This is a genomic window from Pseudomonas sp. KCJK9016, from assembly GCF_046231795.1.
GTDB lineage: Bacteria > Pseudomonadota > Gammaproteobacteria > Pseudomonadales > Pseudomonadaceae > Aquipseudomonas > Aquipseudomonas bananamidigenes.
Genome location: NZ_JBJJMM010000011.1, coordinates 1 through 21,825, shown reverse-complemented (window position 1 = coordinate 21,825; position 21,825 = coordinate 1). Strand labels below are relative to the sequence as shown.

Below are 21,825 nucleotides of genomic sequence, written 5' to 3'. Positions count from 1 at the left end.
CCGGCCAAAGGTGACCGAGACTCTCAGGGCGATCAACGTTACCCTTTGCATCGCAAAAAATCATAATAAAGAGAGAGCCGCCATGTCGCAGAGCGCCGCTGCCGCCCAGACCATCGACGACGGTAAAAACGCCGTCTACAAACGCATCACCCTGCGTTTGATCCCCTTCATCTTCATCTGCTATCTGTTCAACTACCTCGACCGGGTCAACGTCGGATTCGCCAAACTGCAGATGCTCGACGCGCTGAAATTCAGCGAAACCGTGTACGGCCTCGGTGCCGGTATCTTCTTCATCGGCTACGTGCTGTGCGGCGTACCGAGCAACCTGGCGCTGACCAAATTCGGCCCACGGCGCTGGATTGCGCTGATGATGATCACCTGGGGCACGCTGTCGACTTGCCTGCTGTTCGTCACCACGCCGACCCAGTTCTACACCTTGCGCCTGTTCACCGGCGCGGCCGAAGCCGGGTTCTTCCCGGGCGTTGTGCTGTATCTCTCGCAGTGGTTCCCGACCTTCCGCCGTGGCCGGATCATGGCGCTGTTCATGTCAGCGATCCCGGTGTCCGGCCTGCTCGGCAGCCCGTTTTCCGGCTGGATCCTCAATCACTTCGCTGCAGGCCAGGGCGGTCTGGCCGGCTGGCAGTGGATGTTTCTGCTGCAAGGCATTCCAACCGTGGTTCTGGGCGCGCTGGCCTATTTCCTGCTCAGCGACAACTTCGCCAAGGCCAAATGGCTGACCCCGCACGAGCGTTCGGTGCTGGAAGCCGATCAGGCAGAAGACCTGGCGAACAAGCCTAAAACCACCTCCGACTCGCTGATCGCCGTATTCAAGAACCCGGCCATCTGGGCCTTCGGCCTGATCTACTTCTGCATCCAGAGCGGCGTGTACGCGATCAACTTCTGGCTGCCGTCGATCATCAAGAACCTCGGTTTCAGCGACAACCTGTTGATTGGCTGGTTGAGCGCGATTCCATATCTGCTGGCCGCCGTGTTCATGCTGGTGGTCGGTCGCTCGGCTGACCTGCGCAAGGAACGTCGCTGGCACTTGGTGGTGCCGATGCTGATGGGCGCCATCGGCCTGTTGATCGCGGTGAACTTCGCGGCGAATCCGGCGATTGCGATTCTCGGTCTGACCATTGCGACCATGGGCGCGCTGACCGGTCTGCCGATGTTCTGGCCGGTGCCGACTGCCATGTTGAGCGCGGGTGCTGCGGCGGGTGGTCTGGCGTTGATCAACTCCATGGGGCAGATGGCTGGGTTCCTCAGTCCCTACTTGGTCGGCTGGGTCAAGGACAGCACCGGCTCGACCGATGCGGCGCTGTATCTGCTGGCGGGTGTGATCGTTGGCGGGAGTCTGCTGGCGTTGCGGATGACGCGGACGTTGCGGACCTGATTATTGGCAGACACACAAAAACGGCCCACTACGGGCCGTTTTTTATTGGCGCTGGATCGTTCCCACGCTCCGCGTGGGAATGCAGCCCTGGACGCTCCGCGTCCCTTCCAGAGCTGGAACGCGGAGCGTCCCTTGAGGCATTCCCACGCAGACGGTTCGACGCCTCGACGTGGGAACGATCAGGCTATAGCGGCGCCTCGGCCTTCATCTCCAGATTATCCAGCACCCGATTCACCGCCAGTTCCGCCAGCATGATCAGTTGCCCGATGCCCAGCAGCACATGCCGCTGCGGCGGATCGATCATCCCGGCGAAATCGCTGGCCATGGTTTTGGCGGAGGTCAGGGTCTCGCAGGCGTCGGCCAGCAGTTCTTCGTTCGCGATGCCGGGGGCGATGAGGTAGCGGGTGCCGGGTTTGAGCAGCGGTTTTCTGGTGTGGAACGGGTTGAGGTAGTGATCGAGGGCGCGTTCGGCGGCTTCGTGGAATTTCTTGGAGTCGAGGGTTTCGTAGGGGGAAGTCGAATCGGCTTCGGGTGGATTGGGTGTTGGTTTGATCACGTTTGAATCTCCAAATCAGAAAAATGGAGCCATCAAACTTCGCTACCAAACGAAGAGGTGGTGGCCGTACACGGGTTGGTAGACCGGTGACTTGGAGAACCGGCGCGCTCGAAAGCGCCCCGCGCATGGCCACCATAAAAGCACGGACGGATGAGTGTCCGAATACGGTGAATTGCGCAACAAGTCAGATCCGGGCTACCAAACCCGATCGCTGTTTTTCAGCGACGGAGCAACGATAAAACCCGGCCTATAAGCGCACAAGCCGGTGGATTCTGGCGCAGTCGTAGGCAACGGCGCAAGGTTGTGTAGCCTGGGGTGCGTGTCTGAACGTTTCCTTTAAACGCAACGATTAAACATTCACAAAATCCCCGTTTTTGCATCCAGCTCCAGCACCACTCCCCCCGGCATTTGCACAAAAATCTGCCAGACCCCATCCTCCGGCACCTGCGCCACCTGATACGGCAACCCACTGCCCTGCACCCGCTTCAAAACCACCGCCGCGTCTTCATCGGTACGAAACGCAATATGGCTCAACGCAGCCTCATCCAGTGCAGGCTGTTCAATCACATGCACCAGCGCCTGCGCGTCCTGATACAACCATCGCCCGGGAAACGGAAACGGCGGCCTGCGCCCCGGCGTCAGGCCCAGCAAGGCATTGAAGGCCTCTTGAATCGGTTGCCCGTCCGGCGCATTGAACGCCAGGTGATCGAAGTGCCAGGTCATAACAATCCACCTCCGTCGACGTCGATGATGCTGCCACTGATAAAGCCGTTTTCCATGACCAGCATAAACGCGGCAGCCAGATCCTGTGGTGTCCCGACTCGGCCCACCGGCAACGCGGCCGAGGTGCGGGCGAACATCGCCCTGCGGTGGCTTTCGTCCATGCCGGCGTAGGCTTCGGTGTCGGTCACACCGGGGCTGATCACGTTGACGCGGCGCGGCGCCAGTTCCTTGGCCAGTTCCTTGGCCAGTTGTTTGGCCAGCGATTCAAGCGCCGCGTTCAGGGTGGTCTTGATGAATTGCCCGGCAACGAATTTGCGCGACAGCAGACCCGACGTCAAAGTGATGCTGCCGCGTTCGCTCAGGTACGGCAGCGCCGCTTGAATGGCGCGCAAGGTGCCCCAGAATTTCACGTCGAAAGCCTGCTGCGCCTGAAGCAGATCGCTGTCAGCCAACGGCTTGGCGCTGACACTCGGCCCGGCGGTAATCACCAGATGATCAAAGGCGCCGATGCTTTCGAACAGTTGACGCAGCGAGGCGTTATCAGTGACATCGGCAGTTTCGTGACGGACACCGTTATGGGTTTCGGAGGTTTCGACACGGCGCCCGACCGAATAAACACGGGCGCCACGTTCAGCAGCGTTTGACGCGACAGCGGCGCCAATGCCGCTGCTGCCGCCGATAATCACAACGGTCTGGTTGTCGAGTGGTTTCATGAGAGTTCTCCGGGAGGTTCAAGGAGATTGCATCTTCTCCGGTTGCCAATCGCAGAAAAATCCCGGTAAATCGGAAGGATCTTTAAAGGATTTTTACCAATGAGCTCGATCCTCGATCTGGAAATCTTCGTCCGCACCGCCGACTCCGGCAGTATTTCCGCCGCCGCCCGGGCGCTGGAGCTGACCCCGGCGGCGGCCAGCATCGCGCTGAAACGCCTGGAAACCCGCCTCGGCATCCGCCTCTTCGCCCGCTCGACCCGCAGCATGCGCCTCACTGAAGAAGGCCGGCGCTATCTGGAAAGCGTGCGTCTGGCGCTGGCCACCCTGGCCGAGGGCGAACAGGCGCTGAAGCAGCAGACCGAGGGCCTGAGCGGCGTGCTGCAACTGGCGGCGCCGTCGGACTTCGGGCGCAACGTGTTGTTGCCGTGGCTGGACGATTTCAAGCGCGAGCACCCGCACATTCAGCTGCAATTGCTGCTCAACGACCGGCATGCGGATCTGTTTCGCGAGACGGTGGACGTGGCGCTGCGCTTTGGCGTGCCGAGTGATTCGACGCTGGTGGCGTTGCCGATTCTGCCTGAGCATCGCCGTGTGGTCTGCGCCAGCCCTGCGTATCTGGAGCGTCACGGCACACCGCAAAACCCCGCCGAATTGAGCGAACACAGCGCCCTGCTCTACCTGCGCAATGGCCGGCCTTACAACACCTGGCGTTTTCATCGTGACGACGAAACAGTCGAAGTCGAAGTACGCGGCGACTACCTCAGCGACGACGGCGAAGTCGCCCGCCGCTGGGCGCTCGCCGGGCACGGCATCGCCTACAAGGCCTGGCTCGACGTCGCCGAAGACGTGCGCGCCGGACGGTTGGTGACGCTGTTCGATGACTGGCACGGCGAGAGCGTGCCGTTCAATCTGCTGTGCCCGCATCGGGTGCAGGTGTCGGAGCGGGTCAAGGTGTTGCAGGCTTTTTTGCGCGAGCGCTGCCAGGCATTGCGCCGTTAAATTCACTTTGCCCCGGCGCAAGCTTCTGGTATTTGATGGACGCTTTCCCACCGACAAAAGGATTTCGGCATGAGCTATCGCACACTGGGTCACTCGGGGTTGCAGGTGTCCACCCTCACCCTCGGTACGATGATGTTCGGCGAACAGACCAGCGCGGAAGACTCGCTGCGCATCATCGACAAGGCGTGGGACCAAGGCATCAACTTCATCGACACCGCCGACGTCTACACCAACGGTCGCTCGGAGGAAATCGTCGGTGAAGCCATCGCCCGTCATCGTCATGAATGGGTGTTGGCAACCAAGGTCGGTTTTGGCCCGGTGGATGGCGTGCCGAATCGCAGCGGTCTGAGCCGCAAACACATCTTCAATGCTCTGGAGGCCAGCCTGACCCGACTCGGCACCGACTACCTCGACATCTATTACCTGCACCGCGAAGACCACAACACCCCACTGGAGGTGACGGTCTCGGCCATCGGCGATCTGATTCGCCAAGGCAAAATCCGTTACTGGGGCCTGTCGAACTATCGCGGCTGGCGGATTGCCGAGGTAATTCGCGTGGCGGACAAACTCGGCGTCGATCGCCCGGTGATCAGCCAGCCGCTGTACAACATCGTCAACCGTCAGGCCGAGACCGAACAGATCACCGCCGCCCAGACGTACGGTCTCGGCGTGGTGCCTTACAGCCCGCTGGCCCGTGGCGTGCTCAGCGGCAAATACGCACCGGACGTGACCCCGGACGCCAACAGCCGCGCCGGGCGCCAGGACAAACGCATCCTGGAGACCGAATGGCGCGTGGAGTCGTTGCGCATTGCCCAGCAGATTCAGCAGTACACCCAGGAGCACGGGGTCGGGATCGTCGAGTTCGCGATTGCCTGGGTGTTGAACAACGGCGCGGTGACGTCGGCGATTGTCGGGCCGCGTACGGAAGAACAGTGGGATGCCTACACCAAGGCGCAGGCGGTGAAGATCACGGCGGAGGATGAGGCGTTCATTGATTCGCTGGTGACGCCGGGGCATGCGTCGACGCCGGGGTTCAATGATGTGAGCCATTTTGTGTCGGGGCGCAAACCGCGTTCGGCTTAAGCACCTATGCTTCGACACGGGTCTTGCTCTCGCGGGATCTGTGTCGAATGTTGGAAATATCGATCACTCGGCCAATATTCAGCACAAAAACCACGTATCCTGCGCGCCCCGTTTGCCCATCACCCCGCGAGGACAGTTTGTCTAAAGGTATCGCTCTCTCGGTAACAGCCTCCACACTGTTTGCCGTCATGTATTACTACACCTCGTTGCTCACTCCGCTGAGCGGCGTGGAAATCTACGGTTGGCGGATGCTGCTGACCGTGCCCTGCATGACCCTGTTCATGGTGCTGTCCGGCGAATGGCGGCGGGTGCTGGAGCTGCTGCGCCGGGTTGCGCACTATCCGAAGCTGATCGGTGGCCTGATCCTCTCGTCGGCGCTGCTCGGCGTACAGTTGTGGCTGTTCATGTGGGCACCGCTCAACGGTTACAGCCTTGATGTGTCGCTGGGCTATTTCCTGTTGCCGCTGGCCATGGTGCTGACGGGCCGCATCGCTTATGGCGAAAGCCTGTCGCATCTGCAAAAGATCGCGGTGTTTTTTGCCAGTGTCGGTGTGCTGAACGAGTTGTATCAGGTCGGCGGATTCTCCTGGGCGACGCTGGTGGTCGTCATCGGCTATCCGCTGTACTTCGTCCTGCGCAAACGCCTGAAGGCCGACAACCTCGGCGGCCTGTGGGTCGACATGACCTTGATGCTGCCGGTGGCCTACTGGTTCGTACACAGCGGCGAACAGGGCTTCGGCGTGTTCGATCAATACCCGGCTCTGACTTGGCTGATTCCGTTGCTGGGCCTGATCAGTGCGTCGGCACTGGTGGTGTACATCATCGCCAGCCGCTTGCTGCCGTTCAGCCTGTTCGGTCTGCTCAGCTACGTGGAGCCGGTGTTGTTGCTGGGCGTTGCACTGTTGCTTGGCGAGAGCATCAAGGCCGGAGAATGGTTGACCTATATCCCGATCTGGCTCGCGGTGGTGGTGCTGGTGTTTGAAGGATTCAAGCATCTGATGCGCCAGCGGCGCCCGTAAGATGCACAATAAAAAGCCCGGCCTGCGCGATGGCAGGCCGGGCTTTTTTACATCTGCGGGTTACTCGGTGGCGAGTACGCCGCGACGCACCTGGTCACGCTCGATCGATTCGAACAGCGCCTTGAAGTTGCCTTCTCCGAAACCATCGTCGCCTTTACGCTGGATGAATTCGAAGAACACCGGGCCCATCAGGGTTTCCGAGAAGATCTGCAGCAGCAGGCGCTTGTCGTTCTTGTCCGAAGCGCCATCGAGCAGGATTCCGCGCGATTGCAGTGCTTCAACCGGTTCGCCATGGTTCGGCAGGCGACCTTCGAGCATTTCGTAGTAGGTGTCCGGCGGTGCGGTCATGAAGCGCATGCCGATCTTCTTCAGCGCGTCCCAGGTCTTGACCAGGTCGTCGGTGAGGAACGCCACGTGCTGGATACCTTCCCCGTTGAACTGCATCAGGAACTCTTCGATCTGCCCCGCGCCCTTCGACGATTCTTCGTTGAGCGGGATGCGGATCATGCCGTCCGGCGCGGTCATCGCTTTGGAAGTCAGGCCGGTGTATTCGCCCTTGATGTCGAAATAGCGGATTTCGCGGAAGTTGAACAGCGTCTCGTAGAACTTCGCCCAGTAGGCCATACGACCGCGATACACGTTGTGAGTCAGGTGGTCGATGATCTTCAGGCCGGCACCGACCGGGTTGCGGTCAACACCTTCGAGGAACACGAAGTCGATGTCGTAGATCGAGCTGCCTTCACCGAAACGGTCGATCAGGTACAGCGGCGCGCCACCAATGCCTTTGATCGCCGGCAGATTCAGCTCCATCGGGCCGGTTTCAATGTGGATCGGCTGAGCGCCGAGTTCCAGCGCGCGTTTGTAGGCTTTCTGCGAATCCTTGACCCGGAACGCCATGCCGCACACCGACGGACCGTGCTCGGCGGCGAAGTACGAAGCCACGCTGTGGGGTTCGTTGTTGAGGATCAGGTTGATCGCGCCCTGGCGATACAGGTGCACGTTCTTGGAACGGTGGGTCGCGACCTTGGTGAAGCCCATGATCTCGAAGATCGGCTCCAGGGTGCCGGGGGTCGGCGATGCGAACTCGATGAACTCGAAGCCCATCAGGCCCATTGGGTTTTCGTATAAATCTGCCATGGTTGGCGCCTCATCATTCTTATCAATTAACCAGAGTTATTTGTCAGTAATGCTGAGGCCGGTGGGTGGCGCACAGGAGATGCCACGCACACTGCGGGCGAGGAAGTCACCGTAGATCAATTGAAACCCGAATATCTTCATTGTCGACCCAAGGCTCTTGCGGGCGAGGCTTCTGCTGCCAGAAGACGATTATTATTGTATGCGTAACCGGATTCTACACAGCGTAAAACGGGTTGTCTGCCCTCTCTATAAAATCCGCTTTTTTCCGCCCGGTGCAAGGGGTTTGTTGCACAGCCAGATGCCCGCCAGAATCAGCGCACCGCCCAGACACATGGGCATCGTCAGTCGCTCGCCCAGCAGGACGGCGCCGGCCAGCACGGCGGTCAGCGGATTGAGCGCAATGAACACGCCGGAACGAGTGGCGCCGATTCTGCGAATGCCATCGTAGTATCCGATGTAGGCCAGGGCCGAGCCCAACACTCCGAGATAGACCAGACTCAGCCACTGCGTCATCCCCAGATTTGCCATCGCCGCCCCGCTCACTTCGCCGCGAACGGCAGCCAGCGCCCAGAGCATCAGCGTGCCGAGCAGAATCGAAAAGGTCACCGTCTGCAACGGACCGATGCTCTGGTTGAGGCTACGGGAAAACAGCGAATAAATACCCCAGCTCAACACGCAGCCGAAAATCAGCAGATCGCCGATCCAGGCGTCTGGCGTCGCGGCCAGCAGTTGCGGATTACGGCTGATGATCACCACACCGGCACCACCGATGCAGATCAGGATCCCGAGGACTTTCAGTCGACTCAGACGCTCCTTGAACAGCAGCCATGAAGCCAGGCCGATCACCGCCGGATTCAACGCAACGATCAGCGAGGCCCGCGACGCACTGATGTATTGCAGACCGTAAAAAAAACACAGGTTGTAAAAGAAAATCCCGAAGAAACCCAGCAATGCCAGTTGCAGCCATTGCCCTGCAGTCGGTCGCGCAAAAGGAATCCGCGCCAGCCACAAAAAACCGAGCAGCGCGACGCTGGCCAGCAAAAACCGAAGGCTGGCCGCGAGGATCGGACTCAGGCTGCCGGCGAGAAATCGCCCGGCCACCCAGGTCCCGCCCCAGATCATGCTGACTGTCGCCAGATTCAAATAGACAGGCATGTCCGAGGCCACCGTAGGCACTGATTCACGACTATTCATAACACTCTCGACGACGATACTGACGAATGCCGTATCATCCGGCTAATTTCAAATCATCGTAAAATGAGTTTTTACTCATGACCCTGACTCAGCTCGAAATCTTCTCTGTGGTGGCCGAACTGCGCGGTTTCACCCTCGCCGCTCATCGTCTGGGAATCTCCCAATCGGCGGTGTCCCATGCCTTGAAGTCGCTGGAGCAGGAACTGGGCGTCGAATTGTTGCGCCGGCATCAATCGCAGGTGGAGCTCAGCGACATTGGCCAGCAATTGCTGCTGCGTGCTCGCGGCATGCTCGGCCTGGCCAACACATTGCGTCAGGAAGCCGCCGATGCGCGCGGGCTCAAAAGCGGCACCCTGCGTATCGGCTCGTTCGGCCCGACCTCTTCGATCAGGTTGCTGCCGCACATCCTCGAACACTTCCGCCAGGCGCATCCGGGCATCGAGGTCCATATCGACGAAGGACCGGATCGTCAGGTGATTCAGTGGCTTGATGAACGACGGATTGATGTCGGCTTCGTGGTGCTGCCCGAAGAACGCTTCGATACGTTTGATCTGATCGAAGACCAGATGGTTGCCCTGCTTCCGCCGGGCCATCCTCTGGCGACACGAGCGGCGCTGAACCTGAGAGACCTGTGCAACGACCCGTTCGTACTCACCGAAGCCGGCTCTTCGGAACTGGTTTCACGCCTGTTCAACGCGGCAAGGCTGAGCCCGAATATCCGCTATCGATGCTCGCAACTGCTGAGCACCCTCGATACCGTGAGTCGCGGTGATGCCATCACGATCGTTGCCGAAGGTTCACTGCCTGACGAGCCGGAACCGCTTTATTTGAAGAAGCCGTTATCACCAGCCGTGCAACGACACATCGGCCTGGCGGTGCTCGATCAACGCCAGGCCTCTCCCGCTACCCTGGCTTTCATCAAACTCGCGACCACATTGAATTTCCGTTGAGCGGCGCAAGCTCCAGCGGCCATCTATCATGGGCACAGACCCAAAGTTTCCGGAAAGTGCAGCCTTGCCCCTCCTGCAATCGAGCGCACCACACCGTCGCGACAGGATGCCCCCATGCCTCTGACCGCCAGGCCCCGCCGCAAACGCAGTACCCGAATCATCGTGACGCTGTTGTGCGGTTTGCTGCCGATCATCATCGGCACCGTCATTCTTCATATGCAGGCCGAACGCACGCTGGAACAGAGCGCCCGGCAAACCGCAGAGGAGGCCCTGCGTCAATTCGATCTGATGCTCGACAACACCGCCCAGTCTGCCCGCGAGTTGCTGCCGCTGGCGGGCCAGAGCTGCGAGGACGTCAAACTGGCGTTGCGCGAACAGGTCACCCGCCGCCCCTTTGTGCGTTCGACCAATCTGGTGTGGGACAACAACCTTTATTGCAGCTCGCTGTTCGGCAACTTCAAGGAAACCGTCAATCCGGGCGACTACGCCCAAGGCAAGTTATGGCTCATGAACGGCAACCCGGTGACACCCGACACCGCGCTGCTAGTTTATCGGCTGAGCGATGGCCGGGCTGGCGCGCTGACGACGCTGGACGGCTATCACTTGAGCAACATTCTGCGGCTGATCGGACGGCAGACATTGCTGTTGCTGCGGGTTGGCAACAACTGGCTTTCTGCCGACGGCCAAGTGCATCAAAGCGTCCTTCCAGAACTTCCGGTGGCCCAGAGTACGTTGAACTCTCCACACTATGCCTACACGGTGAGGGCCGGTTTTCCCGAACATGAAACCTGGAACTACATGAGCGACGAATACCCGCCGTTGTTCAGTCTGTTGATTTTCTTTGGTGCGGTTTCAGGGGCGATCGGTTACATCGTGCAGAACCGTGCGGCCTCCCCCAGTCATGAAATGCTGCGTGCGCTGGAGTCGGGAGAGTTCATTCCCTACTTTCAACCGGTGGTCTATGGCGACAGCAAACGCTGGTCGGGCTGCGAAGTGCTGATGCGCTGGAATCATCCCAAGGAAGGCCTGGTACGCCCTGATCTGTTCATACCCTTCGCCGAACATTCCGGACTGATCGTACCGATGACCCGTTCATTGATGCAGCAGACCGCTGCGCTGCTCGGGCCGCTGTCTTCTGCCTTCGAGGCCCCCTTCCACATCGGTATCAACATCACAGCCAGTCACTGCCAAGATCTCGAACTGCTGGAAGATTGCCGGGAGTTCCTGGCGGCGTTCGCACCGGGCAGTATCAATCTGGTACTCGAATTGACGGAACGGGAGTTGATCGAACCCAGCGACATCACTCATCAGTTGTTTGCACAACTGCGGGCCATGGGTGTGAAGATCGCCATCGACGACTTCGGCACCGGGCATTCGAGCCTGGGTTATTTGAGAACATTCAATGTCGACTTCCTCAAGATCGACCAGACGTTCGTCGCCATGATCGATAAAGACGCCCTGTCCCGGCACATTCTGGACAGCGTCATCGAACTTTGCGCAAAGCTTGAGCTGGGGATTGTGGCCGAAGGCGTGGAAACACAAGCCCAGTGCGATTACCTGGCGGCTCATCACGTCAACTTCCTGCAAGGTTACCTGTTCGGCAAGCCCATGCCGGCCATGGATTTCATTGAGGCATTAACTCATTATTAACTTGACACGATAAATCCTTGTTCACCGCCGGCACGCACCAAATTGATACAAGGCATCGCAGCTTTTTACATAAAGAAAACGTCAGGATTTACTCTCGCCGCATTAACTACTACAATTTTTCTTGCCTGTTGCAAGATTGGCAGGTGAGCCACTATCACCGAGTCGCTACAAGGCTCTTGGCTTATAGCTTTGTTTGCGGTTGGTATCAGCCAAACACACTATTGGAGTAAAGATATTGTCCAGACTCGCTGAATTTCGTGCAGCTGAAAAGGCCCTTCAGGAACAGCTCAAGCAGTTGGAATCGCTGAAGAACGATGCCGGGCTCAAGAAAGAAATCGAATTCGAAGAAAAGCTCCAGGGGCTGATGAAAACCTACGGCAAAGGCCTGAAAGACATCATCGCCATTCTCGATCCGAACCCGACAAAAACCGGTCTGCAACTGGCCACCGCACCCAAGACCCGCCGCGCGCGAGTGGTCAAGGTCTATCAGAACCCGCACACCGGCGAGCTGATCGAGACCAAGGGTGGCAACCATCGCGGCCTGAAGGCCTGGAAGGAACAATACGGTGCAGCCACCGTTGATTCCTGGTTGCGCGGTTAATCCCTCGCAAACATAAAAGCCCTGCAAATGCAGGGCTTTTTTTTGGACAATATCTAACAAATGCAACAATTTCCCGACTCGAAAGTTCAGAAACAAACAGCCGCTTGCGCTGAAACTATGCTTCCGAATGTTGCACCCTCGCAGGGGGCCCAACTTTGTATTTAATCCGTTCAGGTATCTAACAGAATGAGGATCACCGAACAGCTGACTAAAATTTCAAGCTGTTTCTCGCCGCCATTACTTCCTCCGCGCAGGCCTTGTAAACCTCGGCTTGTCCGGCATACGAAAGTACATAGGCCTTCTGCGCCTCTACTGCGGCGACCAATGTTTGTGACAACACATGACGTCCGTTTTCGGTGACCGTGCAAGTGGTTTCAAGCGCCGCCAATGAACCCAGTGTGCCTGGATGGATCTTGTTGCAGACACTCTGGTAGCCAGCCTGGAAAAAGCCCTTTTGCACTGACTTTCGCATCTCCAGCAACACACCTTGCAAATTGACCTGATGACCTGTTTCCACACGCGTCATCGTCAACTCCATCACCATCACCTGGTTGCCATCCGCATCGTTTTTCACCGCTCGCTGGCGGGAAACTTCCGGTGCTGATTCGGGGAGCGCTTCGACTTGCCAGCCAGCAGGCCAGGCAATGCTCGGCGCATCCGCGAAGGCCGAAGCGGTGACAAGCGACAAGCCGAAGAAAACGAACAGCGATTTGAACGGTCGGATCATTACCAGAAGCACTCGCGGATTGAGCCGTGAAGTGTGAGGGCTCAACTGCCCGCAGGGCAAGCCTGCGCTTTCGGTTTGGCGATGCCGCACCGCATGCGTATCATTGCGCCCATTCACTCGCCCCAATTTGTTACGGAGGGCCCATGAGCCTGCAAGAACTGAACACTTTCCCTGGCGTAACCGCCACCCCGGACAGCGCAACCCGCAACTTTGTCTTCAACCACACCATGCTGCGCGTCAAAGACATCACCAAATCGCTGGATTTCTACACTCGTGTACTGGGCTTCTCGCTGGTGGAAAAGCGTGATTTCCCGGAAGCGGAATTCAGCCTGTACTTCCTCGCCCTGGTGGACAAATCGCAGATCCCGGCCGACGCCGCCGCCCGGACCGAGTGGATGAAGTCGATTCCCGGCATCCTGGAACTGACCCACAACCACGGCACCGAAAACGATGCGGATTTCGCCTACCACAACGGCAACACCGATCCACGTGGTTTCGGCCACATCTGCATTTCGGTGCCGGATATCGTTGCCGCTTGCGCTCGCTTTGAAGAGCTGGGGTGCGACTTCCAGAAGCGCCTGACCGATGGCCGCATGAAAAGTCTGGCGTTCATCAAGGATCCGGATGGCTACTGGGTCGAGATCATTCAACCGGCGCCGCTGTAAAAGCTGAAAAGAAAAAACCCCATCATCGCTGATGGGGTTTTTCTTTTTTCGGTCCGGGATTTACGCCGGAGCCGAAGTACGGATCAAGTGATCGAAGGCGCTGAGGGAAGCCTTGGCGCCCTCACCCACCGCAATCACGATCTGCTTGTACGGCACAGTGGTCACATCACCGGCAGCGAAGACGCCGGGGATCGAGGTTTCACCCCGGTTGTCGACGATGATCTCGCCACGTGGTGACAGCTCGATCGTGCCTTTGAGCCAATCGGTGTTAGGCAACAGACCGATCTGCACGAAGATCCCTTCCAGTTCCACGTTGCGCAGCTCGTCGGTCTTGCGGTCCTTGTACCGCAGACCATTGACCTTCTGGCCATCGCCAGTGACTTCAGTGGTTTGTGCACTGGTGATCACGGTGACGTTCGGCAGACTGTGCAACTTGCGTTGAAGCACCGCGTCAGCACGCAGCTGTACGTCGAATTCCAGCAATGTGACGTGAGATACGATACCCGCCAGGTCAATCGCTGCCTCAACGCCGGAGTTGCCACCGCCGATCACCGCTACACGCTTGCCTTTGAACAGCGGGCCGTCGCAGTGCGGGCAGTAAGCCACACCCTTGTTGCGGTATTCCTGCTCGCCCGGTACGTTCATTTCACGCCACCGTGCGCCGGTCGCCAGAATCACACTCTTGGCCTTGAGGGTCGCGCCGCTGGCGAAATGAACCTCATGCAGTTCACCGTTCTTGCCCGGGATAAGCTTGTCGGCACGTTGCAGGTTCATGATGTCGACGTCGTACTGCTTGACGTGTTCCTCCAGGGCCACAGCAAGTTTCGGGCCTTCGGTTTCCTGCACGGAAATGAAGTTCTCGATGGCCATGGTGTCCAGCACCTGTCCGCCGAAGCGCTCGGCTGCAACACCGGTGCGAATGCCTTTACGCGCTGCATAGATCGCCGCCGAAGCACCGGCCGGGCCACCGCCGACCACCAGCACATCAAAGGCTTGCTTGGCGCTGATTTTTTCGGCCTGACGCTCGATGGCGCCGGTGTCGAGTTTGGCGAGGATCTCTTCCAGGCCCATGCGACCCTGACCGAAGTTCTCACCATTGAGGTAAATGCTTGGCACGGCCATGATCTTGCGATCGTTGACTTCGTCCTGGAACAGCGCGCCATCGATGGCGACATGGCGGATATTCGGGTTCAATACCGCCATCAGGTTCAGCGCCTGGACCACATCCGGACAGTTCTGGCAGGACAGCGAGAAATACGTCTCGAAGTTGAACTCGCCCTTGAGCGAGCGGATCTGTTCGATCACTTCGACACTGGCCTTCGATGGGTGACCGCCAACTTGCAGCAGAGCCAGCACCAAAGAAGTGAATTCATGGCCCATTGGAATGCCCGCGAAACGCAGGCTGATGTCGGCACCCGGACGGTTGATCGAGAACGACGGTTTGCGTACATCGTCGCCGCTGTCGATCAAGGTAATCTGATGCGAAAGACTGGCAACGTCTTTCAGCAGGTCGAGCATTTCACGGGATTTCGCACCGTCGTCGAGTGAGGCAACGATCTCGATCGGCTGGGTGACCCGTTCCAGGTACGATTTCAACTGGGCTTTAAGATTGGCGTCCAACATACGGGCGATCTCCTGACTTTATTTGAGGCGAAAAAAAGCCCGAGCGAATCTCGCCCGGGCTTTTCTATTGGGCGGTGCAGCTTACTTGGGTAGGTGCGAAGTCCCGCCCTGTGTTGCGTGTCTCACAGACTCAGATCTTGCCGACCAGGTCCAGGGACGGAGCCAGAGTGGCCTCGCCTTCTTTCCACTTGGCCGGGCAAACTTCGCCTGGGTGAGCGGCGACGTACTGAGCAGCCTTGATCTTGCGCAGCAGCTCGGAAGCGTCACGGCCAACACCGCCATCGTTCAGTTCAACGATTTTGATCTGACCTTCAGGGTTGATCACAAAGGTGCCACGGTCGGCCAGACCAGCTTCTTCGATCAGCACGTCGAAGTTGCGGGAGATGACATGAGTCGGGTCACCGATCATTGTGTATTCGATTTTGCCGATGGCTGGCGAGGTGTTGTGCCAGGCAGCGTGGGCAAAGTGGGTGTCGGTGGAAACGCTGTAGATTTCTACGCCCAGTTTCTTGAACTCAGCGTAGTTGTCGGCCAGGTCTTCCAGCTCGGTCGGGCAAACGAAGGTGAAGTCGGCCGGGTAGAAGAACACTACGGACCATTTGCCTTTCAGGTCAGCGTCCGAGACTTGTACGAAGTCGCCGTTTTTGAACGCGGTCGCTTTGAACGGTTTTACTTGGCTGTTGATGATAGGCATTGATGACTCTCCGTCAGGGTTGTGAATTCGATGGATGAATCCTACCCACTCACTCGACGGATGGCTCATTGGCAAACCTGATGCTGCTGATTTGTTTTCGCTATTAGCTCACTGTATTAATAGAAGAAAACGATATCTACGACGATAACGGTTTATCCGTAATCCGGGCCATCCCGTGAAAAGGGCTTGCTTCAACATAGCGCATGGCAGACTTCATATCCTTCCAGCCCACGTAACTCATCAGCGATTTGAGATCCCAGCCACTTTGGTGGGCCCAAGTGGCAAAGCCACGCCGCAACGAGTGACTGGTGTAGCGCTCGGCGCAGATCCCTGCACGCTCAAGGGCCTGACGCAACAGCGGAATCACACTGTTGGCGTGCAAGCCCTCCTCGCTCAGATTTCCCCAGCGGTCGACAGCGCGAAATACCGGGCCGCGCACCAGCGCCGCTTCAGTGATCCATTCGATATACGCCTGTACCGGACATAACTTCAGCAGCGCAGGGGCCTGATAGGTCTGACCCAGGTTTTCCCGGTCGCCTTTGCTGCGCGGCAAGTAAAGGGTGATGCCACTGCCGGCGTGGGCCTGGACGTGCTCGATCTGCACCCGACACAGCTCATCACTACGAAACCCACGCCAGAAACCCAAAAGAATCAACGCTCGATCACGGCAGGCTCTGAGCAGCAACGGCCGATCCTGTTTTTCCCGGGCCTCTTTCATTTCCTGCTCGAGCCAGGCCACCGTCTGCTCGAGATCTTGCAATTGCAAGGGCTCGGCCTGTTTTTCCTGCGCAGGATGCAGCGCGCGAATGCCCTTGAACACCTTGCGCACGACCGGCGTCTTGGTCGGATCGACGAACCCTTGGCTGTTATGCCACTGCGCCAGCGCCGACAGACGTAGCTTCAGCGTATTGACCGACAGCACGCCCGCATGAGCCACCAGATAGCGCGCAACACTGTCCGCCGTCGCGGGCAGAAACCCGCCCCATACCGTCTCGAAATGCTCGATGGCTGCACGATAGCTGCGGCGGGTGTTGTCACGGGTGGCGGCTTGCAGGTAGCGATCCAGATCGCTCATGGGCAGATTTCTCGCAGATGTACTGATTGCAGGAGTGGAAAGCGCATTCTGGTTCTTCACACGGGGTAATACCAGTATATCCCGTCCGTTTATCTTGAAATATTTCACTTTATTTTCAGCATGGTACACTGCGTATTTTAGTGGCATGTACCACAGTACGTAATCGAAGGAGTCAATATGGCCCGTGGCGGCGTCAATAAAGCAGTAGTGCAGATCGCGCGCGCAGCGATCCTCGCCCGCGGCGAACACCCAAGCATCGACGCAGTACGCATCGAACTGGGCAACACCGGATCGAAAACCACCATCCACCGCTATCTGAAAGAACTGGACGATGGCAGCGGTCTCGCCGAAACAGCCTCTGAACCGATCGACGATGAACTGACCGCCCTCGTTTCGCGTCTCGCGCAACGCCTGAAGGAGCAGGCACAGGAGCCCATCGACCAGGCGCGCGAGCAATTCGAGGAACAACGCCAGACTCTGGAAACCGAGTTGAACGAGACCCGCCAGTCCCTCAGCCAACTGGAACATCAGCACGAAATTCAGGGGGCATCCCTGGCCCGGGAATCCGAAGCCTTGAGCAGTACACGCTCGATGCTCCAGACCGAACAGACCCGCAATGCCGGCCTGAACCAGGCGCTGGCAGACTTTGAATTGCGTTTGCAGGACAAGGACGAACAGATCCGCTCGCTGGAAGAAAAACACCTGCACGCGCGTGACGCGCTGGAGCACTACCGCAACGCGATCAAGGAGCAGCGCGAGCAGGAACAGAGCCGTCACGAAGCCCAGGTTCAGCAACTGCAGATGGAGTTGCGCCAAGCGCAGCAAAGTGCGCTGGTACGCCAGGACGAAATCACTCAACTACACCGCGATAACGAGCGCCTGCTGACCGAGAACCGTGGCACGATCCGCGAACTGAGCCTGCTGCAGGACCAGCTCAAGCACAGTCATCAGCGCCAGGATCAGTTGCTGGAGCAAGCACGAAGCGTTGAAAGTGAACGCACGCTTCTTCAAGAGCGCCTGCGCGTGGCGCTGCTTGACAGCCAGACACTCAAGCAGAGCGTCGAAGAGCAGAAACAGCTCAACCACTCACTGAACATGCAACTGACCGAGAGTCAGGAGAAGATGCGCCTGGCGACTGCCGTCAAGGCAGCGCCAGACGCGACAGCATCAAAGGATGTTTAAGCGCCAACCGGCGTACGCATGGTGACAAACTCTTCGGCCGCCGTCGGGTGCACCCCGATGGTGTCGTCGAAGTCACGCTTGGTCGCGCCAGCCTTCAGCGCAATCGCCAGCCCCTGCACGATCTCACCGGCATCCGGCCCGACCATGTGACAGCCCAGCACCTTGTCGGTCTTGCCATCGACCACCAGTTTCATCAGCGTGCGCTCCTGGCAGTCCGTCAGGGTCAGCTTCATCGGGCGGAAGCGGCTTTCGTAAATCACCACCTCATGCCCGGCCGCCCGCGCCTCCTCTTCAGTCAAGCCGACGGTACCGATGTTGGGCAGGCTGAATACCGCCGTCGGGATCATCTTGTAATCCACCGGGCGATACTGCTCCGGCCTGAACAGACGTCGCGCTACCGCCATGCCTTCGGCCAGCGCCACGGGTGTCAATTGAACGCGACCAATGACATCACCCAGCGCCAGAATCGACGGCTCGGTGGTCTGGTACAGCTCATCGACCTTGATAAAACCCTTGTCATCCAGTGTGACGTCAGTATTTTCCAGCCCCAGATTGTCCAGCATCGGACGTCGTCCGGTGGCGTAGAACACGCAATCGGCCTCGAGCTGCCGGCCATCCTTCAGGGTTGCCCTCAGGCTGCCATCCGCTTGTTTGTCGATCCGCTCGATGTCGGCGTTGAACTGAAGGTTCATACCACGCTTGGTCAGTTCTTCCTGAAGGTGCTTGCGTACTGAACCGTCAAAGCCACGCAGGAACAGATCGCCGCGATACAGCAACGTGGTTTCAGCCCCCAGCCCATGGAAGATCCCGGCGAATTCGACGGCGATGTATCCGCCACCCACGACCAGAACCCGCTTGGGCAACTCCTCGAGGAAAAACGCCTGATTGGAGCTGATCGCATGTTCATGCCCCGGAATCTCCGGAACCTGCGGCCAGCCGCCCGTAGCGATCAGAATGTTTTTCGCGGTGTAGCGCTCGCCACTGACCTCCACTTCATGGGGGCCAACGATCTTCGCGTGCGCTTCATGGAGGGTCACGCCACTGTTGACCAGCAGATTGCGATAAATGCCGTTCAGGCGATTGATCTCGCGATCCTTGTTGGCGATCAGGGTCGCCCAGTCGAAGTCCGCTTCACCCAGGTTCCAGCCAAAACCCGAGGATTGTTCAAAGTCTTCGGCGAAATGCGCGCCGTACACCAACAGTTTTTTCGGCACGCAGCCGACGTTGACGCAGGTGCCGCCCAGATAACGGCTCTCGGCCACCGCCACCTTGGCGCCGAAACCAGCCGCGAATCGTGCAGCGCGAACACCGCCGGAACCGGCGCCAATCACATAAAGGTCAAAATCGTAGGCCATTTCTTTCTCCTCGGCAGACGATCAGCATACGCGCCGTCGCCCTTTGGGCAAGCACTCCTGCCGATATAGGGGCGAAAAATGAAAAAGCCACCCGAAGGTGGCTTTTTCGTACAGACAGATCAGGCGCTATCAGTAGGCCTTGCCGGTCTTGTAGAAGTTTTCGAAGCAGAAATTGGTTGCCTCGATGTAACCCTCGGCACCACCACAGTCGAAACGCTTGCCCTTGAACTTGTACGCCATTACACAGCCGTTCTGGGCCTGTTTCATCAGGGCGTCGGTGATCTGGATCTCACCGCCCTTGCCTGGCTCGGTCTGCTCGATCAGGTCGAAGATGTCCGGAGTCAGGATGTAACGACCGATGATCGCCAGGTTCGACGGCGCGTCTTCCGGCTTCGGCTTCTCGACCATGCTGTGTACACGGTAGATGTCGTCGCGAATCATCTCGCCGGCAATGACGCCGTACTTGCTGGTTTCTGACGGGTCGACTTCCTGGATGGCAATGATCGAGCAGCGGAACTGCTTGTACAGCTTGACCATCTGGGTCAGTACGCCGTCGCCTTCAAGGTTGACGCACAGGTCGTCTGCCAGCACCACGGCAAACGGTTCATCGCCGATCAGCGGACGACCGGTCAGGATCGCGTGACCCAGGCCTTTCATTTCGGTCTGGCGGGTGTAGGAGAACGAGCACTCGTCCAGCAGTTTGCGGATACCGACCAGGTATTTTTCCTTGTCGGTGCCTTTGATCTGGTTTTCCAGCTCATAGCTGATGTCGAAGTGGTCCTCCAGAGCGCGCTTGCCACGACCAGTGACGATGGAGATTTCGTTCAGGCCGGCATCCAGAGCCTCTTCGACGCCGTACTGGATCAGTGGCTTGTTTACCACCGGCAGCATTTCCTTGGGCATGGCCTTAGTCGCTGGCAGGAAGCGAGTACCGTAACCGGCTGCTGGGAACAAGCATTTCTTGATCATATAAGTCCTTGAAAGGGCTGTGTGTACGAGTTTCGGCGCAGTCTAATCAGGCGGCGTGCACCTTACAATGCCCCGCACTGGCTAACCGATGCCAACATAGAGAAATAATCTGGCGGATAGTTCCATCGGCACATCGAGCCTGCGCATTCAGCGTAGTCCAAAGATTCAGGAACACCGCATCGACCCGCGCCCGTTTGCCTGTTTCCCGTTATCATGACGCCTTTGAACCAGCCAACGAGGCCGCTAGATGTCCGCAGCAAAAATCATCAACGGGTACACCGTCGCCAAGGCGAAAGATGGCCAGTGGCATATCACCGCCGCCAACGGCGAAGATGTGTCCGGTCCATTGCCCACTGAAGCGATGGCGGTTGAAGTAGCCGCGGTGCTTGAATACACACCTGCTGCACCGAAACGTCGCGGCAAGGATCAGGACTGATCGAACGAGCCCTGCCAATGTGCAGGGCTTTTTTTCGCTTGCCCACAAAGGCGTGGCCAATCGCTATAACCTTTTCACACCGGCGCTGTCATAGCGTCTACCCCTCTCCTTGCGAAGACAACATCGCCATGAACACTCGCATCCTGTATCGCACGCTGCCAATGATTGCGCTCCTGGTCCTGGCCGGCTGCGCCACTTCCGAAACGACCTATCTGAACAATGGCGAACAAGGCCTGAGCATCGACTGCTCGGGTGAAGCCAATTCCTGGGCTGCCTGCTATGAAAAGGCCGATGCTTCCTGCGCCGGCACGGGCTATCGTATCGTCGGAACCGACGGTACGCCCGCACCGAAGGAAAGCGACAAGACGCTGGGTGTCGACGTCGGCAACTACAAGAACCGCAGTGTCGTGGTGGTCTGCAAATAGCAATCTACATGTGGATTTCGGCGAACTTGATTCCCAGACCGCGAACGACCTCAATCAGGTCGTCCAGCCTGTCGAAGGACTCGACCTCGTCATTTTCGTCCACCAGAAAATAACTGCGTCCGGCGCTCTTCTTGAAAAACACGATCCATTCCCCCGGATTCGCCGGGTTCTGAATCACATGGGTAGCCGCAATCAATCCCTCTTTATGGCGCTCGCGCACCTGTTCCCGCTTCATGCACACCTCCAGAAATGAAAATGCCGCCCAGACATGACCTGGGCGGCATCGATACTGACAAGTGACAGTTTATCAGCCGGAAATGCACGCCTCAGCAGCGTTGCGTACATCCCGAGGACGAATCGGCACATTGGACATGCGCTCGTGCAGCTTGATGCTGCTACCACCCGAGCGATCCTCGATGTCAAACACCGCCGCCGGGCCTGACGACAGTTTCCCCGGCACGATCACTCGAACGCCATCCTTGTGCGGCTCCATTTGCAGGGCCCCGCGACTTTGCGCCAGCTTTTCGGCCAGGCACTGCGCGTACTCGTGGGGTTTCTTGCCGGAAATGACGTTCATGGTCGGCAACGTTTCATTGATCTCCGAAACACTTGCGCAACCACCCATCGTCAATACCAACGGCACAATGACCACACCC

24 protein-coding genes are annotated in these 21,825 nt (G+C 58.4%); 11 read left to right on the top strand and 13 right to left on the bottom strand.

Translation table 11 applies throughout. From position 1 onward, the window contains the following. Window positions 1–82: 82 nt before the first annotated feature. Window positions 83–1,393 (top strand): MFS transporter, encoded by a 1,311-nt coding sequence (locus ACK6BI_RS12860; RefSeq protein ID WP_409317338.1) that lies wholly within the window; start codon window positions 83–85, stop codon window positions 1,391–1,393. 184 nt (window positions 1,394–1,577) lie between these two features. Here ACK6BI_RS12860 and ACK6BI_RS12855 read toward each other — a convergent pair whose 3' ends face one another. The 3 genes from ACK6BI_RS12855 to ACK6BI_RS12845 form a co-directional block, all read right to left on the bottom strand. Further along, a complete protein-coding gene (locus tag ACK6BI_RS12855; RefSeq protein WP_409317337.1) occupies window positions 1,578–1,949 on the bottom strand; it encodes a DUF6124 family protein in 372 nt (123 codons plus the stop codon). A gap of 357 nt (window positions 1,950–2,306) precedes the next feature. Continuing rightward, the gene (locus ACK6BI_RS12850) at window positions 2,307–2,672 is read right to left on the bottom strand and encodes a hypothetical protein (protein WP_409317336.1); all 366 of its coding nucleotides are present in this window, start codon (window positions 2,670–2,672) and stop codon (window positions 2,307–2,309) included. Beyond that, entirely contained in the window at window positions 2,669–3,385 is a 717-nt protein-coding gene (locus ACK6BI_RS12845) for an SDR family oxidoreductase (protein WP_409317335.1), read from the bottom strand. Before ACK6BI_RS12845 ends, ACK6BI_RS12850 begins: the two co-directional genes overlap by 4 nt. Before the next feature lie 99 nt (window positions 3,386–3,484). Here ACK6BI_RS12845 and ACK6BI_RS12840 point away from each other — a divergent pair, with 99 nt between their 5' ends. From ACK6BI_RS12840 to rarD, 3 genes are all read left to right on the top strand, one after another. After that, entirely contained in the window at window positions 3,485–4,384 is a 900-nt protein-coding gene (locus ACK6BI_RS12840) for a LysR family transcriptional regulator (RefSeq protein ID WP_409317334.1), read from the top strand. A gap of 69 nt (window positions 4,385–4,453) precedes the next feature. Then, window positions 4,454–5,467, top strand: a complete 1,014-nt coding sequence (locus tag ACK6BI_RS12835; protein ID WP_409317333.1) for an aldo/keto reductase — start codon at window positions 4,454–4,456, stop codon at window positions 5,465–5,467. Window positions 5,468–5,604: 137 nt separating this feature from the next. Next, a complete protein-coding gene (gene rarD, locus ACK6BI_RS12830) occupies window positions 5,605–6,486 on the top strand; it encodes an EamA family transporter RarD (protein ID WP_409317332.1) in 882 nt (293 codons plus the stop codon). Between the two features lie 60 nt (window positions 6,487–6,546). On the opposite strand, the gene hppD is transcribed toward rarD, so the two are convergent. Next, the gene (hppD, locus tag ACK6BI_RS12825) at window positions 6,547–7,623 is read right to left on the bottom strand and encodes a 4-hydroxyphenylpyruvate dioxygenase (protein WP_409317331.1); all 1,077 of its coding nucleotides are present in this window, start codon (window positions 7,621–7,623) and stop codon (window positions 6,547–6,549) included. 246 nt (window positions 7,624–7,869) lie between these two features. Next, entirely contained in the window at window positions 7,870–8,778 is a 909-nt protein-coding gene (locus ACK6BI_RS12820; protein WP_409317330.1) for a DMT family transporter, read from the bottom strand. A gap of 116 nt (window positions 8,779–8,894) precedes the next feature. On the opposite strand from ACK6BI_RS12820, the gene ACK6BI_RS12815 reads away from it, so the two are divergent. From ACK6BI_RS12815 to ACK6BI_RS12805, 3 genes are all read left to right on the top strand, one after another. After that, window positions 8,895–9,767 (top strand): LysR family transcriptional regulator, encoded by an 873-nt coding sequence (locus tag ACK6BI_RS12815; RefSeq protein ID WP_409317329.1) that lies wholly within the window; start codon window positions 8,895–8,897, stop codon window positions 9,765–9,767. A 114-nt stretch (window positions 9,768–9,881) separates the two neighbouring features. Next, window positions 9,882–11,417, top strand: coding sequence for an EAL domain-containing protein (locus ACK6BI_RS12810; protein ID WP_409317328.1), 1,536 nt, complete (start codon window positions 9,882–9,884; stop codon window positions 11,415–11,417). 235 nt (window positions 11,418–11,652) lie between these two features. Next, a complete protein-coding gene (locus ACK6BI_RS12805) occupies window positions 11,653–12,018 on the top strand; it encodes a histone-like nucleoid-structuring protein, MvaT/MvaU family (protein WP_065260488.1) in 366 nt (121 codons plus the stop codon). Window positions 12,019–12,226: 208 nt separating this feature from the next. On the opposite strand, the gene ACK6BI_RS12800 is transcribed toward ACK6BI_RS12805, so the two are convergent. Beyond that, window positions 12,227–12,745 carry a DUF4946 domain-containing protein gene (locus tag ACK6BI_RS12800; RefSeq protein WP_409317327.1) on the bottom strand — a complete coding sequence of 173 codons (519 nt, stop codon included), beginning with the start codon at window positions 12,743–12,745 and terminating at the stop codon, window positions 12,227–12,229. A gap of 143 nt (window positions 12,746–12,888) precedes the next feature. Between ACK6BI_RS12800 and gloA the strand changes: the two genes are divergently transcribed. Further along, window positions 12,889–13,410 (top strand): lactoylglutathione lyase, encoded by a 522-nt coding sequence (gene gloA / locus ACK6BI_RS12795; protein ID WP_065260490.1) that lies wholly within the window; start codon window positions 12,889–12,891, stop codon window positions 13,408–13,410. 60 nt (window positions 13,411–13,470) lie between these two features. On the opposite strand, the gene ahpF is transcribed toward gloA, so the two are convergent. From ahpF to ACK6BI_RS12780, 3 genes are all read right to left on the bottom strand, one after another. Then, window positions 13,471–15,033, bottom strand: a complete 1,563-nt coding sequence (ahpF, locus tag ACK6BI_RS12790) for an alkyl hydroperoxide reductase subunit F (RefSeq protein ID WP_409317326.1) — start codon at window positions 15,031–15,033, stop codon at window positions 13,471–13,473. 130 nt (window positions 15,034–15,163) lie between these two features. Beyond that, complete coding sequence (gene ahpC, locus ACK6BI_RS12785) at window positions 15,164–15,727, bottom strand: alkyl hydroperoxide reductase subunit C (protein ID WP_016774916.1); 564 nt, start codon at window positions 15,725–15,727, stop codon at window positions 15,164–15,166. A gap of 136 nt (window positions 15,728–15,863) precedes the next feature. Continuing rightward, window positions 15,864–16,910, bottom strand: coding sequence for a site-specific integrase (locus tag ACK6BI_RS12780; RefSeq protein WP_409317325.1), 1,047 nt, complete (start codon window positions 16,908–16,910; stop codon window positions 15,864–15,866). Between the two features lie 69 nt (window positions 16,911–16,979). On the opposite strand from ACK6BI_RS12780, the gene ACK6BI_RS12775 reads away from it, so the two are divergent. Then, the gene (locus ACK6BI_RS12775; RefSeq protein ID WP_409317324.1) at window positions 16,980–17,984 is read left to right on the top strand and encodes a DNA-binding protein; all 1,005 of its coding nucleotides are present in this window, start codon (window positions 16,980–16,982) and stop codon (window positions 17,982–17,984) included. Here ACK6BI_RS12775 and gorA read toward each other — a convergent pair. Together gorA and galU are read right to left on the bottom strand one after the other, a co-directional pair. After that, window positions 17,981–19,339: a glutathione-disulfide reductase gene (gene gorA, locus ACK6BI_RS12770; protein WP_409317323.1), complete on the bottom strand. Its 1,359-nt coding sequence runs from the start codon at window positions 19,337–19,339 to the stop codon at window positions 17,981–17,983. The two genes, ACK6BI_RS12775 and gorA, sit on opposite strands and share 4 nt — an antisense overlap. A 129-nt stretch (window positions 19,340–19,468) precedes the next feature. Beyond that, a complete protein-coding gene (galU, locus tag ACK6BI_RS12765; RefSeq protein ID WP_065260495.1) occupies window positions 19,469–20,308 on the bottom strand; it encodes a UTP--glucose-1-phosphate uridylyltransferase GalU in 840 nt (279 codons plus the stop codon). A 247-nt stretch (window positions 20,309–20,555) separates the two neighbouring features. On the opposite strand from galU, the gene ACK6BI_RS12760 reads away from it, so the two are divergent. Together ACK6BI_RS12760 and ACK6BI_RS12755 are read left to right on the top strand one after the other, a co-directional pair. Continuing rightward, entirely contained in the window at window positions 20,556–20,744 is a 189-nt protein-coding gene (locus ACK6BI_RS12760; protein ID WP_409317322.1) for a hypothetical protein, read from the top strand. Between the two features lie 128 nt (window positions 20,745–20,872). Further along, on the top strand, window positions 20,873–21,169 hold the full coding sequence (locus tag ACK6BI_RS12755; RefSeq protein WP_409317321.1) for a hypothetical protein: 297 nt from the start codon (window positions 20,873–20,875) through the stop codon (window positions 21,167–21,169). Window positions 21,170–21,173: 4 nt separating this feature from the next. Here the strand turns inward: ACK6BI_RS12755 and ACK6BI_RS12750 are convergent, their stop codons facing one another. Both ACK6BI_RS12750 and ACK6BI_RS12745 read right to left on the bottom strand, forming a co-directional pair. Continuing rightward, window positions 21,174–21,404 carry a hypothetical protein gene (locus ACK6BI_RS12750; protein WP_260519640.1) on the bottom strand — a complete coding sequence of 77 codons (231 nt, stop codon included), beginning with the start codon at window positions 21,402–21,404 and terminating at the stop codon, window positions 21,174–21,176. 72 nt (window positions 21,405–21,476) lie between these two features. Continuing rightward, on the bottom strand, window positions 21,477–21,825 hold a 349-nt coding region (locus ACK6BI_RS12745), incomplete at its 5' end, for a hypothetical protein (RefSeq protein ID WP_409317320.1).